This window comes from Rubrivivax rivuli (assembly GCF_004016505.1).
GTDB classification, from domain to species: domain Bacteria; phylum Pseudomonadota; class Gammaproteobacteria; order Burkholderiales; family Burkholderiaceae_C; genus Rubrivivax; species Rubrivivax rivuli.
Genome location: NZ_SACR01000007.1, coordinates 107,033 through 120,387, shown reverse-complemented (window position 1 = coordinate 120,387; position 13,355 = coordinate 107,033). Strand labels below are relative to the sequence as shown.

Annotated in this window: 14 protein-coding genes and 1 tRNA gene; 11 read left to right on the top strand and 4 right to left on the bottom strand. The window is 67.5% G+C overall.

Going from position 1 to position 13,355, the window contains the following annotated elements; genetic code table 11:
- Positions 1 to 4 precede the first annotated feature (4 nt).
- Entirely contained in the window at positions 5 to 316 is a 312-nt protein-coding gene (rplU, locus tag EOE66_RS20550; protein ID WP_128230623.1) for a 50S ribosomal protein L21, read from the bottom strand.
- Between the two features lie 244 nt (positions 317 to 560).
- On the opposite strand from rplU, the gene EOE66_RS20545 reads away from it, so the two are divergent.
- The 8 genes from EOE66_RS20545 to EOE66_RS20510 all read left to right on the top strand — a co-directional run bounded on the left by EOE66_RS20545 (position 561) and on the right by EOE66_RS20510 (position 7,392).
- Positions 561 to 1,490 (top strand): polyprenyl synthetase family protein, encoded by a 930-nt coding sequence (locus EOE66_RS20545; protein ID WP_128230745.1) that lies wholly within the window; start codon positions 561 to 563, stop codon positions 1,488 to 1,490.
- Positions 1,491 to 1,556: 66 nt separating this feature from the next.
- Positions 1,557 to 1,633 (top strand) — tRNA-Pro (locus EOE66_RS20540).
- A 127-nt stretch (positions 1,634 to 1,760) separates the two neighbouring features.
- Positions 1,761 to 3,485: a type IV-A pilus assembly ATPase PilB gene (gene pilB / locus EOE66_RS20535; protein WP_128230622.1), complete on the top strand. Its 1,725-nt coding sequence runs from the start codon at positions 1,761 to 1,763 to the stop codon at positions 3,483 to 3,485.
- 40 nt (positions 3,486 to 3,525) lie between these two features.
- Entirely contained in the window at positions 3,526 to 4,746 is a 1,221-nt protein-coding gene (locus tag EOE66_RS20530) for a type II secretion system F family protein (RefSeq protein ID WP_128230621.1), read from the top strand.
- A 34-nt stretch (positions 4,747 to 4,780) separates the two neighbouring features.
- Complete coding sequence (locus tag EOE66_RS20525; RefSeq protein WP_128230620.1) at positions 4,781 to 5,692, top strand: prepilin peptidase; 912 nt, start codon at positions 4,781 to 4,783, stop codon at positions 5,690 to 5,692.
- Positions 5,674 to 6,309, top strand: a complete 636-nt coding sequence (gene coaE, locus EOE66_RS20520; protein ID WP_128230619.1) for a dephospho-CoA kinase — start codon at positions 5,674 to 5,676, stop codon at positions 6,307 to 6,309. The genes EOE66_RS20525 and coaE overlap by 19 nt, the downstream gene beginning before the upstream one ends.
- Before the next feature lie 115 nt (positions 6,310 to 6,424).
- Positions 6,425 to 7,180, top strand: coding sequence for a cell division protein ZapD (gene zapD / locus EOE66_RS20515; RefSeq protein ID WP_128230618.1), 756 nt, complete (start codon positions 6,425 to 6,427; stop codon positions 7,178 to 7,180).
- 14 nt (positions 7,181 to 7,194) lie between these two features.
- The gene (locus tag EOE66_RS20510; protein WP_128230617.1) at positions 7,195 to 7,392 is read left to right on the top strand and encodes a DNA gyrase inhibitor YacG; all 198 of its coding nucleotides are present in this window, start codon (positions 7,195 to 7,197) and stop codon (positions 7,390 to 7,392) included.
- A gap of 33 nt (positions 7,393 to 7,425) precedes the next feature.
- Here EOE66_RS20510 and EOE66_RS20505 read toward each other — a convergent pair whose 3' ends face one another.
- Genes EOE66_RS20505 through EOE66_RS20495 form a run of 3 tightly spaced genes read right to left on the bottom strand, consistent with a single transcriptional unit; the run spans position 7,426 to position 9,949 of the window.
- Positions 7,426 to 8,640 carry a cytochrome-c peroxidase gene (locus EOE66_RS20505; RefSeq protein ID WP_128230616.1) on the bottom strand — a complete coding sequence of 405 codons (1,215 nt, stop codon included), beginning with the start codon at positions 8,638 to 8,640 and terminating at the stop codon, positions 7,426 to 7,428.
- Positions 8,637 to 9,047 carry a hypothetical protein gene (locus tag EOE66_RS20500; protein WP_128230615.1) on the bottom strand — a complete coding sequence of 137 codons (411 nt, stop codon included), beginning with the start codon at positions 9,045 to 9,047 and terminating at the stop codon, positions 8,637 to 8,639. Before EOE66_RS20500 ends, EOE66_RS20505 begins: the two co-directional genes overlap by 4 nt.
- Positions 9,044 to 9,949 (bottom strand): amidohydrolase family protein, encoded by a 906-nt coding sequence (locus tag EOE66_RS20495; protein WP_205702778.1) that lies wholly within the window; start codon positions 9,947 to 9,949, stop codon positions 9,044 to 9,046. The genes EOE66_RS20500 and EOE66_RS20495 overlap by 4 nt, the downstream gene beginning before the upstream one ends.
- A gap of 138 nt (positions 9,950 to 10,087) precedes the next feature.
- On the opposite strand from EOE66_RS20495, the gene EOE66_RS20490 reads away from it, so the two are divergent.
- From EOE66_RS20490 to groL, 3 genes are all read left to right on the top strand, one after another.
- On the top strand, positions 10,088 to 11,155 hold the full coding sequence (locus EOE66_RS20490) for an MBL fold metallo-hydrolase (RefSeq protein WP_128230614.1): 1,068 nt from the start codon (positions 10,088 to 10,090) through the stop codon (positions 11,153 to 11,155).
- A gap of 205 nt (positions 11,156 to 11,360) precedes the next feature.
- Positions 11,361 to 11,651, top strand: coding sequence for a co-chaperone GroES (gene groES, locus EOE66_RS20485; RefSeq protein WP_054018942.1), 291 nt, complete (start codon positions 11,361 to 11,363; stop codon positions 11,649 to 11,651).
- Between the two features lie 50 nt (positions 11,652 to 11,701).
- Positions 11,702 to 13,351 carry a chaperonin GroEL gene (gene groL / locus EOE66_RS20480; RefSeq protein ID WP_128230613.1) on the top strand — a complete coding sequence of 550 codons (1,650 nt, stop codon included), beginning with the start codon at positions 11,702 to 11,704 and terminating at the stop codon, positions 13,349 to 13,351.
- Positions 13,352 to 13,355: the final 4 nt, after the last annotated feature.

Sequence of the window (13,355 nt, the reverse complement as noted above, 5' to 3'; positions counted from 1 at the left end):
CCCCTTAGCCGTTGATCGAGCTGATCTGCAGCTCGGTGAAGGTTTGGCGGTGGCCGCCGTGCTTCTGATAGTGCTTGCGGCGACGCATCTTGAAGATGCGCACCTTGTCGTGCTTGCCTTGGGCCAGAACCTTGGCCGTGACAGAGGCACCCGCGACCCAGGGAGCACCGACCTTCAGGTCCGCGCCGCTACCGACGGCGAGCACCTGTTCGATCACAACTTCCTGGCCTACGTCCGCAGCAATCTGTTCTACCTTGATCTTTTCGCCGGCAGCAACCCTGTATTGCTTGCCACCGGTTTTTATGACCGCGTACATGTGGAGACCTTTCAAAGAACCCTGCGCCACCGTGTGCCCATGCTTGTGCAGGCCAGGCTTCGCACCCACCCCGACGGATCGCCCCAAAAGGCACCCATGCACACTACGCAGAGCCTTTGAGTATAGCATGCAGCAACGGAGCGCAAGTGCTGGCTCAGGTGCGCGCCGCACGCTTCCTATAATTCCTACCGCCGTGCTCGAAACCTCCACGCCCCCCACCGCCGCCGAAGCGTCAGCACAGGCGATGCTGCGCGTGGATGCCGTCATTCGTGAGCGTCTGAGTTCAAGGGTGGCGCTGATCGATCAGATCGCCGCTTACATCATCGGCGCGGGCGGCAAGCGCATCCGCCCGCGGCTCGTGCTGCTCTTCGCGGAGGCACTCGGCTTCGAGGGACCCGAACGTTACGAGCTGGCCGCCATTGTCGAGTTCATCCACACCGCCACGCTGCTGCACGACGACGTGGTCGATGAATCGGCACTGCGCCGGGGCCGCGCCACGGCCAATGCGATGTTCGGCAACGCGGCCAGCGTGCTTGTGGGCGATTTCCTCTATTCGCGCGCCTTCCAGATGATGGTGTCGGTGAACCGCATGCGCGTGCTGGACGTGCTGGCCGACGCCACCAACGTCATCGCCGAGGGGGAAGTGCTGCAGTTGATGAACATGCACGACCCCGACCTGGCGGTGAAGGACTACCTCGAGGTCATCCGCTTCAAGACCGCCAAGCTCTTCGAGGCCAGCGCGCGCCTGGGTGCCGTGCTGGCCCATGCGAGCCCGGCGGTGGAAGAGGCCTGCGCCAGCTACGGGCGCTCGCTTGGCACGGCCTTCCAACTCGTCGACGATCTGCTCGACTACGAAGGCAACAGCGACGAGCTGGGCAAGAACGTTGGCGACGACCTCCGTGAAGGCAAGCCCACGCTGCCGCTGCTGGTGGCCATGGAGCGAGCCTCGGCCGAAGAACGCACCCTGATTCGCCACGCCATCGAGCACGGTGAGCTTGAAAAGCTGCCCGACATCTTGGCCATCGTGCGACGCACGGGTGCGCTGGACGCCACGCGAGAGAGCGCCCGAGCGGAAGCGGAACGCGCTCAGGAGGCCCTGTCCGTGCTGCCCGCAACGCCGGCCCGCGCGGCTCTGCTAGACTTATGTGCTCGATCGGTGCACAGGTCGTCTTGAGGACGACTTGAAGCTTCAACAAGACGCCGCGCGCCCCGCGCAGATGTCGAAGCAGATCACACACATCGGGGTGTAGCTTAGCCTGGTAGAGCGCTACGTTCGGGACGTAGAGGCCGGAGGTTCGAATCCTCTCACCCCGACCAGTCATCTGGTCACATTCGCATCCGTCGGTGAACCCTGGCGCGTCAAGTCGTTGCGGGCGCTGCGTTTACACCCCCTGGCACTTCGGCGATGATCCAGCGGATATGCAGTCCTTGAGCTGACCCCACGATGGCCGTCGAGACCCAGATTGAACCGCCGCCGTCCTCCCTGTCGGGTGTGGCCCGGGTGTTGGTCAATGCCGGCAAGCTGACGGCCAAGACGGCCGAAGAACTGACGAAGAGCGCGCGCGAGCGAAAGGCGAGTTTCATCTCGGCCCTCATTGCCGCTGGCGCCGTGAAGTCCGAAGAGCTGGCGCACACACTCTCATCGTCGCTGGCGCTGCCGTTGGTCGACCTGAACGCTCTCGACCTGCAGAAGCTGCCCCGCAACATCGTCGACCCGAAGATAGCCAGCCAGTACCAACTGATGGTGCTGGGCAAGCGCGGCAACCGGCTCTTCATCGGTGCGGCCGACCCGACCGATCAGGAAGCCGCCGAACGCATCAAGTTTGCGACCCAACTCACGCCCGAGTGGGTGATCGTCGAGTACGACAAGCTCGCGAAACAGCTGGAGACCCAAGGCGCCAGTGCCAACGAGCAGCTGGAAACGCTGGCCAGCGCCGATTTCGACTTCGACGTCACCGATGAAGACCCGGCCGCCGTCGAGACGGCCGAAGTCGCGACGGATGTCGAAGACGCGCCTGTGGTGCGCTTCCTGCAGAAGATGCTGATCGACGCCATCAACATGCGCGCGTCCGACCTGCACTTCGAGCCCTACGAGTACACCTACCGCGTGCGCTTCCGCATCGACGGCGAGCTGCGCGAGATCACACAGCCGCCGGTGGCGATCAAGGACAAGCTGGCCTCGCGCATCAAGGTCATCTCGCGCATGGATATCGCCGAGAAGCGGGTGCCGCAAGACGGCCGCATGAAGCTGAAGTTCGGCAGCAAGGCGATCGACTTCCGCGTCAGCACCCTGCCCACGCTGTTCGGCGAAAAGGTGGTGATCCGTATCCTCGACCCGTCCAGCGCCAAGCTCGGCATCGAGGCGCTGGGCTACGAAAAGGCCGAGAAGGACCGGCTGCTGGCCTGCATCAGCCGCCCCTATGGCATGGTGCTCGTCACCGGCCCCACCGGCAGCGGCAAGACCGTGTCGCTCTACACCTGCCTGAACATCCTGAACCAGCCGGGCGTGAACATCGCCACGGTGGAAGACCCTGCGGAAATCAACCTGCCCGGCATCAACCAGGTCAACGTGAACGACCGCGCGGGCCTGACCTTCGCGGCGGCGCTGAAGTCCTTCCTGCGCCAGGATCCGGACATCATCATGGTTGGCGAAATTCGCGACCTGGAAACCGCTGATATCGCCATCAAGGCCGCACAGACCGGCCACATGGTGATGAGCACTCTGCACACGAACGACGCGCCTACCACCTTGACGCGCCTGCTGAACATGGGCGTGGCGCCTTTCAACATCGCTTCCAGTGTGCTGCTCATCACGGCGCAGCGCCTGGCGCGCAAGCTGTGTGAAAACTGCAAGAAGCCGGCAGACTACCCGCGCGAGTCGCTGCTCAAGGCGGGGTTCAAACCCGAAGACCTGGACGGCAACTGGAAGCCCTACCGCGCCGTTGGCTGCTCTTCCTGCAACAACGGTTACAAAGGGCGGGTGGGCATCTACCAGGTGATGCCGATAACCGAAGCGATACAGCGCATCATCCTGTCGGAAGGAACGGCGCTCGACATCGCCAAGCAGGCCGAATCGGAAGGCGTGCGGGATCTGCGGCAGTCAGGGCTGCTGAAGGTGCGTGTCGGGGTGACCACGCTCGAAGAGGTCATCACCGTCACCAACGAGTGAAGCCGTCCCACCCCACCATCTGAGACCCAGCCCAGCACACATGGCCACAGCAGCAGCCGCCAAGGCACCCAAGGAAGTCATCTTCGAGTGGGAAGGCAAAGACCGCAACGGCAAGATCGTGCGCGGTGAGATGCGGGCCGGCGGCGAATCTGTCGTCAACGCCAGCCTGCGGCGCCAGGGCATTCTCGTCAGCAAGGTCAAGCAGCGCCGCACGAGCGGCGGCAAGGCCATCAAGCAGAAGGACATCGCCATCTTCACGCGCCAACTGGCGACGATGATGAAGGCCGGCGTGCCGCTGCTGCAGAGCTTCGACATCGTCGCGCGCGGCAGCACGAACCCGCGCATGACCAAGCTGCTCAACGAGATCCGCTCCGATGTCGAGACCGGTACCAGTCTGAGTTCGGCTTTCCGCAAGCATCCGCTGTACTTCGACGCGCTGTACTGCAACCTGGTCGAGGCCGGTGAAGCCGGCGGTATCCTGGAAGCGCTGCTCGATCGCCTGGCGATCTACCAAGAAAAGACGATGGCCATCAAGTCGAAGATCAAGTCGGCGCTGATGTACCCCATCGCGGTGATCGTGGTGGCCTTCGTCGTGCTGACGGTGATCATGATCTTCGTGATCCCGGCCTTCGAAGACGTCTTCAAGTCCTTCGGTGGCGAACTCCCTGCGCCCACGCTGGTGGTCATCGCGATGTCGAAGTTCTTCGTGAAGTGGTGGTGGGCCATCTTCGGCCTGCTGGGCGGCGGCCTCTACTTCTTCTTCGAGAGTTGGAAACGCTCCGAGAAGATGCAGATGAGCATGGACCGCCTGCTGCTGCGCGTGCCCATCTTCGGCGACCTGATCAACAAGTCGGTGATCGCGCGCTGGACACGCACACTGTCCACCATGTTCGCCGCCGGTGTTCCGTTGGTGGAGGCGCTCGATTCGGTGGGTGGCGCCTCTGGCAATGCGGTCTATGCGCTGGCCACCGAGCAGATCCAGAAGGACGTATCCACTGGCTCTGCACTGACCACCGCCATGACCACCACCGGCGTCTTCCCCACCATGGTGCTGCAGATGGCAGCCATTGGCGAGGAGTCGGGCTCGCTCGACCACATGCTCAGCAAAGCGGCGGAGTTCTACGAGGACGAGGTCGACGAGATGGTCAAGGGGCTGTCCAGCCTGATGGAGCCTTTCATCATCGTGATCCTGGGCACCTTGATCGGCGGCATCGTGGTCTCGATGTACCTGCCGATCTTCAAGCTGGGCGCGGTGGTCTAGCGTGCCGGGTTGGCTCGCAGGCCTGCCGCTTGAGATGCTGCTCTCGCCCGCCGCGCTGGCGGTGCTGGGGCTCATCGTCGGCAGCTTTCTCAACGTGGTGGTGCACCGCCTGCCGCTGATGCTGGAGCGTCAGTGGTGGGGCGATGTGGCCGCCCAGCTCGGCGACGCCGACTCGCACCGCCGGGTCTTCCAACACCCCGCCCCCGAGCGCCTGGCGCAAGCGGCCAGCCTGCTGGACAAGGCGCTGGAGGGCCTGGCCGCCTTGGGCCTGGCCCGTCCGGCCTCGCGTTGCCCGGCCTGCGGCCACCGCATCCGCTGGCACGAGAACATCCCCGTCGTGAGCTGGTTGGCGCTGCGCGGCAAGTGCTCGGCCTGCGGCACGCGCATATCGATGCGCTATCCGATGGTGGAGGTGGGGACGGCAGCGCTGTTCGCTGCTGCCGCCTGGCGCTTCGGCGCCCAGCCCGCGACCCTGATGTGGTGTGCCGTGCTGGCAGTGCTGCTGGCACTGGCGCTGATCGACTGGGACACCACGGTACTGCCCGACAACCTCACGCTGCCGCTTCTGTGGGCCGGGCTCATCGCGGCGGCCCTGGGTTGGCTGCCTGAACTCTCGATCACCACCTCGGTGTGGGGCGCGGTGGCCGGCTACCTGTCGCTCTACCTCGTTTACCTCTTCTTCAAGCTGGTCACCGGCAAGGAAGGCATGGGCTTCGGCGATTTCAAGCTGCTGGCCGCACTGGGCGCCTGGCTCGGCTGGCAGGCCATCCTGCCCATCGTGCTGATGGCCTCGGTGCTGGGCGCTGCGGTGGGCCTGGTGATGAAGGCGACCGGCTCCCTGCGCGAAGGGCGCTTCGTGCCTTTCGGCCCCTTCCTGGCAGGCGGCGGCGTGGTGGTGATGCTGGTCGGCCTGCCGACGGTACTGGGGTGGATAGGCCAGGCCTGACCCCGCCGCTGCGTGCCATCGGTCTGACAGGGGGCATCGGCAGCGGCAAGAGCACGGTGGCGCAAGCCCTGGTGGGGCTCGGGGCCCTCCTGGTGGACACCGATGCCATCGCAAGGGCGCTCACCTTGCCAGGCGGTGCAGCGATGCCCGCGATCGCTGAGGCTTTCGGGCCCGGCGCGCTGACGACCGAGGGCGCCCTCGATCGTGAACAGATGCGCCGTCTGGCCTTCAACGACGCGGGCGCCAAGCGCCGCCTGGAGGCCATCCTGCACCCCTTGATCGGCCTGGAGGCGCAGCGCCAGGCCGCAGCAGCAGGGCACCGGCCGGTGGTGTTCGACGTGCCCCTGCTCACCGAATCGAGTCACTGGCGCGCCCGCGTGCAACGCGTGCTGGTTGTCGATTGCCGTGAAGACACCCAGGCAGCCCGGGTGGCGCAGCGGCCAGGCTGGGACGAGGCCGCGGCGCGCCGCGTGATCAGCCAGCAGGCCACCCGCAGCGCAAGGCGTGCGATTGCAGACGCCGTGATCTTCAACGACGACATCGGCCTGGTGGCCCTGCAAGCCGAGGTTGCGGCCGTGTGGACGGCTTGGTGCGGCAGCGCTGCCCCAGGCGCCTGAACCCAGCGCACTGCGCGCATCAGCAAGCCCTGGCAGCGGCTGGCCGGGCAAGGCCTGTGGAACAATCCACGCGCCGTCGCCTCCCCCACGCCCTGCCGCCTGCCCCGAGCCCGCCTTGGTCCTGTACGAGTACCCGTTCAACGAAGGCATACGCACGATGCTGCGGCTCGAACACCTGTTCGACCGCCTCGGCCAGCTGGTGGCGCGCGACGCCGCGGTGGACCACCACTTCGCGCTGGCCACCATCTTCGAGATCATGGACGTGGCCTCGCGCGCCGATCTGAAGAGCGACGTGCTGAAGGAGATGGACCGGCACCGCGCCCAGTTGCAGGGCTTCCGCGGCCACCCGGGCATCAGCGAAGCAGCGCTCGACGGCGTCATCGGCCGCATCGAACACGCCTACAACGGGCTCAACCAACTGCAGGGCAAAGCCGGCCAGGCCCTGGCCGCCAACGACTGGCTGATGAGCGTGCGCAGCCGCATCAACATCCCCGGCGGCACCTGCGAATTCGACCTGCCGGCCTACTACGCCTGGCAGCAACTCAGCGCTGAGCGCCGCCGCGCCGACCTGAACGGCTGGATGACCACGCTCACGCCGCTGGCCGAAGCCCTGCAGGTGCTGCTGGGCCTGCTGCGCGACAGCGGCACGCCGCAGCGCATGGTGGCCCCGGCTGGGCAGTACCAGCAGAGCCTGCCGCAGGGCAAGACCTACCAGTTGCTGCGCGTGCGCATCCCGCCCGACACCGGCCTGGTGCCGGAGATCAGCGGCCACCGGCTGATGGTGTCGATCCGCTTCATGCGGCCTGATGCCGAAGGGCGGCTGCGCTCCTGCGGCGAAGACACGGCCTTCGAGCTCAGCCTGTGCCTGTGAGGGCGCGCACACCGATGGACCGGCCTGCCGTTCGCACCGTCACCTGCCCCAGTTGCAAGGGGCCTGCGGTGTTCGCCGAAAGCAACCGCTGGCGGCCCTTCTGCAGCGAACGTTGCCGCAGCGTGGACCTGGGCGCCTGGGCCAGCGAGCGCTTCCGGGTGCCCGCTGAGACGCCGCCGGGCGACGACGACCAAGCCCCGCCGACGCACTGAGCCACGCGGCCACGCGCCGCGCAACGGTGGCGCTCAAGGCGCCGGCGCTGGGCTGACGGTGGACAGGCTGCGCAAGAAGGCCAGCAGATCATCTGTTTGCTGCGGGCTGAGGCGCAAGGGGCGCAGGATGCGCTCACCATCGGTGTGCAGCCGCTCTTCATTCAGCTCGCTGTAGTGCCGCACGACATCGGGCAGCGTGCGCAGGCTGCCGTTGTGCATGTAGGGCGCGGTGTGCACCAGCTGCCGCAGCCCGGGCACGCGGAACTCGCCGAAGTTGCGGTGCTGCTGCACCACGTGGCGCGTGGCCACCGCCTGCGGGTCGGCCGGGCCGGCGTCGTTGTGCGACCCCAGCCGGTTCCAGGGGCTGGCCAGCAAGCGCTGCAGCCCACCATGCCGGCCGCTGTCCACGCCCCCCGGCACGAAGAAGGGCACACCGATATCCGCGAACTCGCCGTTGGTGAAGCCAGGCCCGGCATGGCACACGGTGCACCGGCCCTCGCCGATGAAGAGGCGCAGGCCGCGCTGCGCCGCCAGCGGGTAGCGTGCGGCGCCGCGGCGGTCACCGCGCGCCATTGCATCACGGAAGTCGTCGAAGGGCGTGCGGGGCGACACCAGGGTGGCCTGGTAGGCCGCCAGGGCCTTGCCCAGGTCCACCGGCAGCTGTGCGGGGTCGGCCGGCAGCGGCCGCCCGAAGGCTTGCGTGTAGGCGCGCTCGAGCGCAGGCCGGGCGCGCAGCCGCTGGGCCAGGTGCGCAGGCTTCGCGGCCATTTCACCGGCAGCCAGCAAGGGGGTGATGCTGGCGGCCCACAGGCTGTCGTGCGCGCCGTCCCACCCCAGCCATCGGTGGCCCGCGGCATCGAAGAGGCTGGGCGTGTTGCGCGGTCGTTCACCCGCGGGCAGCGCCACGGCGCGGCCGTCCTGGAAGGCGCGCGCCGGGATGTGGCAGCTGGCACAAGCCAGATCTCCCCGGGCCGAGAGCGAAGCGTCGAAAAACAGCTGCCGGCCGAAGGCCACGGCCGCGGGCTGCCCGACGAACCGGTTGGAGGCATCGCGGTGGCGCGGCGGCGGCCAGGGGCCGTGCGCCTGGATCTGCTGCAGCTCGGCTGGCGTGAAGGGCAAGATCCCGGCCTCGCGTTCGGGCTCGGTCTCGGGTTCGGCAGACTGCGCCTGCAGCGCAGCGGCCAGGGCCAACAGCAGCACCAGCAAGCGCCCTGCCCGTCCCAAGCCGACGACCCCATCGCGCTTCATCGCAGCTCCACCGCCTGGCGCAGGCTGTGGCGGGCCCCGGCCACTTCCACGTCGAAACGCAACTCCCAGGCGCCCGCCATGTGCCAGAGCATGCCGTCCACGCGCCAGCGGCCATCCCCCAGCGGGTGCAGGCTGGGGCGGTAGTTCATGCCGTGGCGATGCGCGGGCATGGTGGCGTCGACGGCCTTCAGCACGGCCGTTGCGGGGCACAGCCGCACCGCGAGCCCGAAGGGCTGGCCATTGCGGATCGGCAAGGGCTGGGCCTGCCAGGCCAATTGCACGCCGGCGGCCGAAAGCGGCTGCCCATCACCCTCCTGCAGCGTGCAGGCCGTCGCCCAGGGCACGCCGGCGGCAGCCAACGCTCCAGCAGCAGCGGCCCGCTGCCAGCGGCACCAGCGGCGGCTCACGGTCGCGCCCCGGCCAGCATCGTGGTGAACAAGGCCTCGCCGTTGCGCCACGCGATGCGCTCGGCCACGTCGGCGGGCAGGTCGGCCAGCCACTCGCGCGTCCAGCGCGCGTGTTCGCCCACGTAGTGCCAGCGCTCGGGCGTGAAGGTGTCGGTGCCGACCAGGAAGCGATCAGGGAAGGCGAGGAAGACGGCACGCCAGGCGGGATCGACCTTGCCGCCGCTCGCGTGGTCGCTGCGGAAGGCGAGGTCGCACCACAGGTTCTGGTGCTTGCGCAGCATCTCGGCCACCTTCTCGGGCGCATCGAATCCGGCATGCGCCCACAGGATGCGCGCCTGCGGGTCTTGCGCAAACTGGCGGTCGATGGCCTCGGCGTCGGAGTGCGAGTGCAGGAAGAGCCGGTGCTCGCGCGCCAGTTGCACCACACGGCGCATCACGGGCAGGTCGGCATCGGCGCCGAACACGTGGTACTCGCCGATGGCGACATACCGGAAGCGCCGCAGCCGGGATTCCAGGTGCGCGATGACGGAGCCGTCGCGCACCCAGGTGCCGATCTCGCCGCGGGTGCGGTAGGGGCGCAGCGAAGGCAGCACCAGATCAGGGGCTGCCGCGTACAGCTTCTGCGTGCCTTCGTCGCTGCTGCTGCTGACCATCGCCCGCTTCAGCCCGGCCTGGCGCAGCAAGGCGATGGCCTGGGCCGGCGGCAGGGGCTCCCAGGCGTCGTGGCTGTAGTGCAGGTGGGCGTCGAAGATGGGCAGGGGCGGCTTGGCAGCGGCCGGCGTTTGGGCGTGCGACGTCGAGAGCGCGCACAGCCCGAGGGCCGCGAACACCGATGCCGCGGCGACGCGGCCAACACGCCGGCGCGGCAAGACAGGCCGGAAAGGTGCGTCAATGCGTGGCATGCAAGGCTCCTTCGGCCGGGTTCGCCCGGCCGTGCCCGCGATGGTGCAGCATCCCGCCGCGGCGCGCGCATGATGCAAGCCTGGGCAAGGTGCATCGCGAGCGCACGCCTTGCGCATCCACCAGACGGCAGCCCGACCATGTTCATCTTCCGCCAGCTTTACGACGCGACCTCGTCCACCTACACCTACCTGCTGGCCGACGAGGGGCAGGCCGTGCTGATCGACCCGGTGTTCGAGCAGGCGCGGCGCGATGCGGCCCTGCTGCGCGAACTCGACCTGAGGCTGCTCTACACGCTCGACACCCACGTGCACGCCGACCACGTCACTGCAGCGTGGCTGTTGCAACGCCGCCTGGGCAGCCGCATCGCCTTGTCGGCCGCCTCGGGCGCGCAGGGCGCCGACCGCTTGCTGCAGCACGGCGACCGCGTCAGTTTCGGCCGCCGCCACCTGGAGGTGCGCGCCACGCCGGGCCACACCGACGGCTGCGTGAGCTACGTGCTCGACGATCAGCAGATGGCCTTCACGGGCGACACGCTGCTGATCCGCGGCTGCGGCCGCACCGACTTCCAGCAAGGCAGCGCCGAACGCCTGTTCCGCTCGGTGCACGGGCAGCTGTTCACCCTGCCGGCGGGCTGCCTGCTCTACCCCGGGCACGACTACCGTGGCATCACCGCCAGCAGCGTGGCCGAAGAGCGCCGCCACAACCCGCGGCTGGGCGGCGAAGCCGACCTGGGCGACTTCACGGGCTACATGCAGCACCTGGGCCTGCCGCACCCCAAGCTCATCGACCAGGCGGTGCCGGCCAACCTGCGCTGTGGCCGGCCGGCCGACGGGGCCCTGCCCCCGCCCGAGCCCGGCTGGGCGCCGCTGGCCTACACCTTTGCCGGGCTCTGGGAGATCGAGCCCGATGCGCTGGCAGAGAGCGCCGCCCGGGTGCAGATCGTCGATGTGCGAGAGGCTGCCGAACGCAACGACGCGCTCGGCCACATCCCCGGCTCGCTGGCCCTGCCGATGGCGGAGCTCGAGGCGCGCCGTGCGGAACTGGCCACCGACCGCCCCATCGTCACCGTCTGCCGCTCCGGCACGCGTTCGGCCCAGGCCTGCCTGCTGCTGCAGCGGGCCGGCCACACCCGGGTGGCCAACCTCTCGGGCGGCATGCTGCGCTGGCGCGCCCAGGCCCGCGCTGTGCACGGCGAAACCGCCTGAGCGCCGCCGCGCCACGCTGCGCCCGGGGCCAACCCCAGCCCTTGAACTGTCACCGGCCGCCCCTATAATCCTGCTGCTAGCACTCACCGAGCTTGAGTGCTAACGATCGACGAGGCGCTTCGCGCGCGCCGATCCCCGCATGTCAGCGAGCGCTGACTTTGTCAACGCACCGCAAAGTGCTTATCCGTACCCTGAAGGAGATGCTATGAAACTTCGTCCGTTGCACGATCGCGTGATCGTCAAGCGCCTGGAACAAGAGACCAAGACCGCTTCCGGCATCGTCATTCCCGACAACGCCGCCGAAAAGCCCGACCAGGGCGAAGTGCTGGCCGTCGGCCCGGGCAAGCGCAACGACAAGGGCGACTTCGTGGCCCTGAACATCAAGGTCGGCGACCGTGTCCTGTTCGGCAAGTACTCGGGCCAGACCGTCAAGGTCGACGGCGACGAGTTGCTGGTGATGCGCGAAGAAGACCTGTTTGCCGTCGTCGAGAAGTAATCCTTCCGACCACCGCAAACCCTCAACACTGAATCTCGGAGATACACAACATGGCAGCAAAAGACGTCATCTTTGGCGCTGACGCCCGTCACCGCATGGTCGAAGGCGTGAACATCCTGGCCAACGCGGTCAAGGTCACCCTGGGCCCCAAGGGCCGCAACGTCGTGCTCGAGCGCAGCTTCGGCGCCCCCACCGTCACCAAGGACGGTGTCTCGGTGGCCAAGGAAATCGAGCTGAAGGACAAGCTCCAGAACATGGGCGCGCAGATGGTCAAGGAAGTCGCTTCCAAGACCAGCGACAACGCCGGTGACGGCACCACCACCGCCACCGTGCTGGCCCAGAGCATCATCCGCGAAGGCATGAAGTTCGTCGCCGCCGGCATGAACCCCATGGACTTGAAGCGCGGCATCGACAAGGCCGTCCTGGCCCTGGTCGACGAGCTGAAGAAGGCCAGCAAGGCCACCACGACGAGCAAGGAAATCAGCCAGGTCGGCTCGATCTCAGCCAACTCCGACGAGTCCATCGGCGAAATCATCGCCAAGGCCATGGACAAGGTCGGCAAGGAAGGCGTCATCACCGTCGAAGACGGCAAGAGCCTGGACAACGAGCTCGACATCGTCGAGGGCATGCAGTTCGACCGCGGCTACCTGTCGCCCTACTTCATCAACAACCCCGAGAAGCAGAGCGCCACGCTGGACAACCCCTTCGTGCTGCTCTACGACAAGAAGATCAGCAACATCCGCGACCTGCTGCCCGTGCTGGAGCAGGTGGCCAAGAGCGGCCGCCCTCTGCTGATCATCGCCGAGGAAGTTGACGGCGAGGCCCTGGCCACGCTGGTGGTCAACACCATCCGCGGCATCCTGAAGGTCGTGGCCGTGAAGGCCCCTGGCTTCGGCGACCGCCGCAAGGCCATGCTGGAAGACATCGCCATCCTGACGGGCGGCAAGGTCATCGCCGAAGAAGTGGGCCTGACGCTCGAGAAGGCCACGCTGGCCGACCTGGGCCAGGCCAAGCGCGTCGAAGTGGCCAAGGAAAACACCACCATCATCGACGGCGCCGGCGCTGCGGCTGACATCGAAGCCCGCGTCAAGATGATCCGCGTGCAGATCGAAGAAGCCACCAGCGACTACGACCGCGAGAAGCTGCAAGAGCGCGTGGCCAAGCTGGCCGGCGGCGTGGCCGTCATCAAGGTCGGTGCTGCCACCGAAGTCGAGATGAAGGAGAAGAAGGCCCGCGTCGAAGACGCCCTGCACGCCACGCGCGCTGCGGTGGAAGAAGGCATCGTCGCCGGTGGCGGCGTGGCCCTGCTGCGTGCCCGCCAGGCCGCTGGCACCATCAAGGGTGACAACCCCGACCAGGAAGCCGGCATCAAGATCGTGCTGCGCGCCATCGAGCAGCCGCTGCGCGAGATCGTCGGCAACGCCGGCGACGAACCCAGCGTCGTGATCAACAAGGTGCTGGAAGGCAAGGGCAACTATGGCTACAACGCCGCGAATGCCACCTACGGCGACATGATCGAGATGGGCATCCTCGACCCGACCAAGGTCACCCGCACCGCGCTGCAGAACGCCGCCTCCGTGGCCGGCCTGATGCTGACGACCGAGTGCATGGTCGCCGAAGCGCCGAAGGAAGAAGCGGCCGGCGGCGGCATGCCGGGTGGCATGGGCGGCATGGGTGGCATGGGCGGCATGGATATGTAAGCCC

Bases quoted from the DNA above. Each gene is read 5' to 3' on its own strand.
- rplU (WP_128230623.1), bottom strand. From the start codon at position 316: ATGTACGCGGTCATAAAAACCGGTGGCAAGCAATACAGGGTTGCTGCC.
- EOE66_RS20545 (WP_128230745.1), top strand. From the start codon at position 561: ATGCTGCGCGTGGATGCCGTCATTCGTGAGCGTCTGAGTTCAAGGGTG.
- pilB (WP_128230622.1), top strand. From the start codon at position 1,761: ATGGCCGTCGAGACCCAGATTGAACCGCCGCCGTCCTCCCTGTCGGGT.
- EOE66_RS20530 (WP_128230621.1), top strand. From the start codon at position 3,526: ATGGCCACAGCAGCAGCCGCCAAGGCACCCAAGGAAGTCATCTTCGAG.
- EOE66_RS20525 (WP_128230620.1), top strand. From the start codon at position 4,781: ATGCTGCTCTCGCCCGCCGCGCTGGCGGTGCTGGGGCTCATCGTCGGC.
- EOE66_RS20510 (WP_128230617.1), top strand. From the start codon at position 7,195: ATGGACCGGCCTGCCGTTCGCACCGTCACCTGCCCCAGTTGCAAGGGG.
- EOE66_RS20505 (WP_128230616.1), bottom strand. From the start codon at position 8,640: ATGAAGCGCGATGGGGTCGTCGGCTTGGGACGGGCAGGGCGCTTGCTG.
- EOE66_RS20495 (WP_205702778.1), bottom strand. From the start codon at position 9,949: ATGCCACGCATTGACGCACCTTTCCGGCCTGTCTTGCCGCGCCGGCGT.
- EOE66_RS20490 (WP_128230614.1), top strand. From the start codon at position 10,088: ATGTTCATCTTCCGCCAGCTTTACGACGCGACCTCGTCCACCTACACC.
- groES (WP_054018942.1), top strand. From the start codon at position 11,361: ATGAAACTTCGTCCGTTGCACGATCGCGTGATCGTCAAGCGCCTGGAA.
- groL (WP_128230613.1), top strand. From the start codon at position 11,702: ATGGCAGCAAAAGACGTCATCTTTGGCGCTGACGCCCGTCACCGCATG.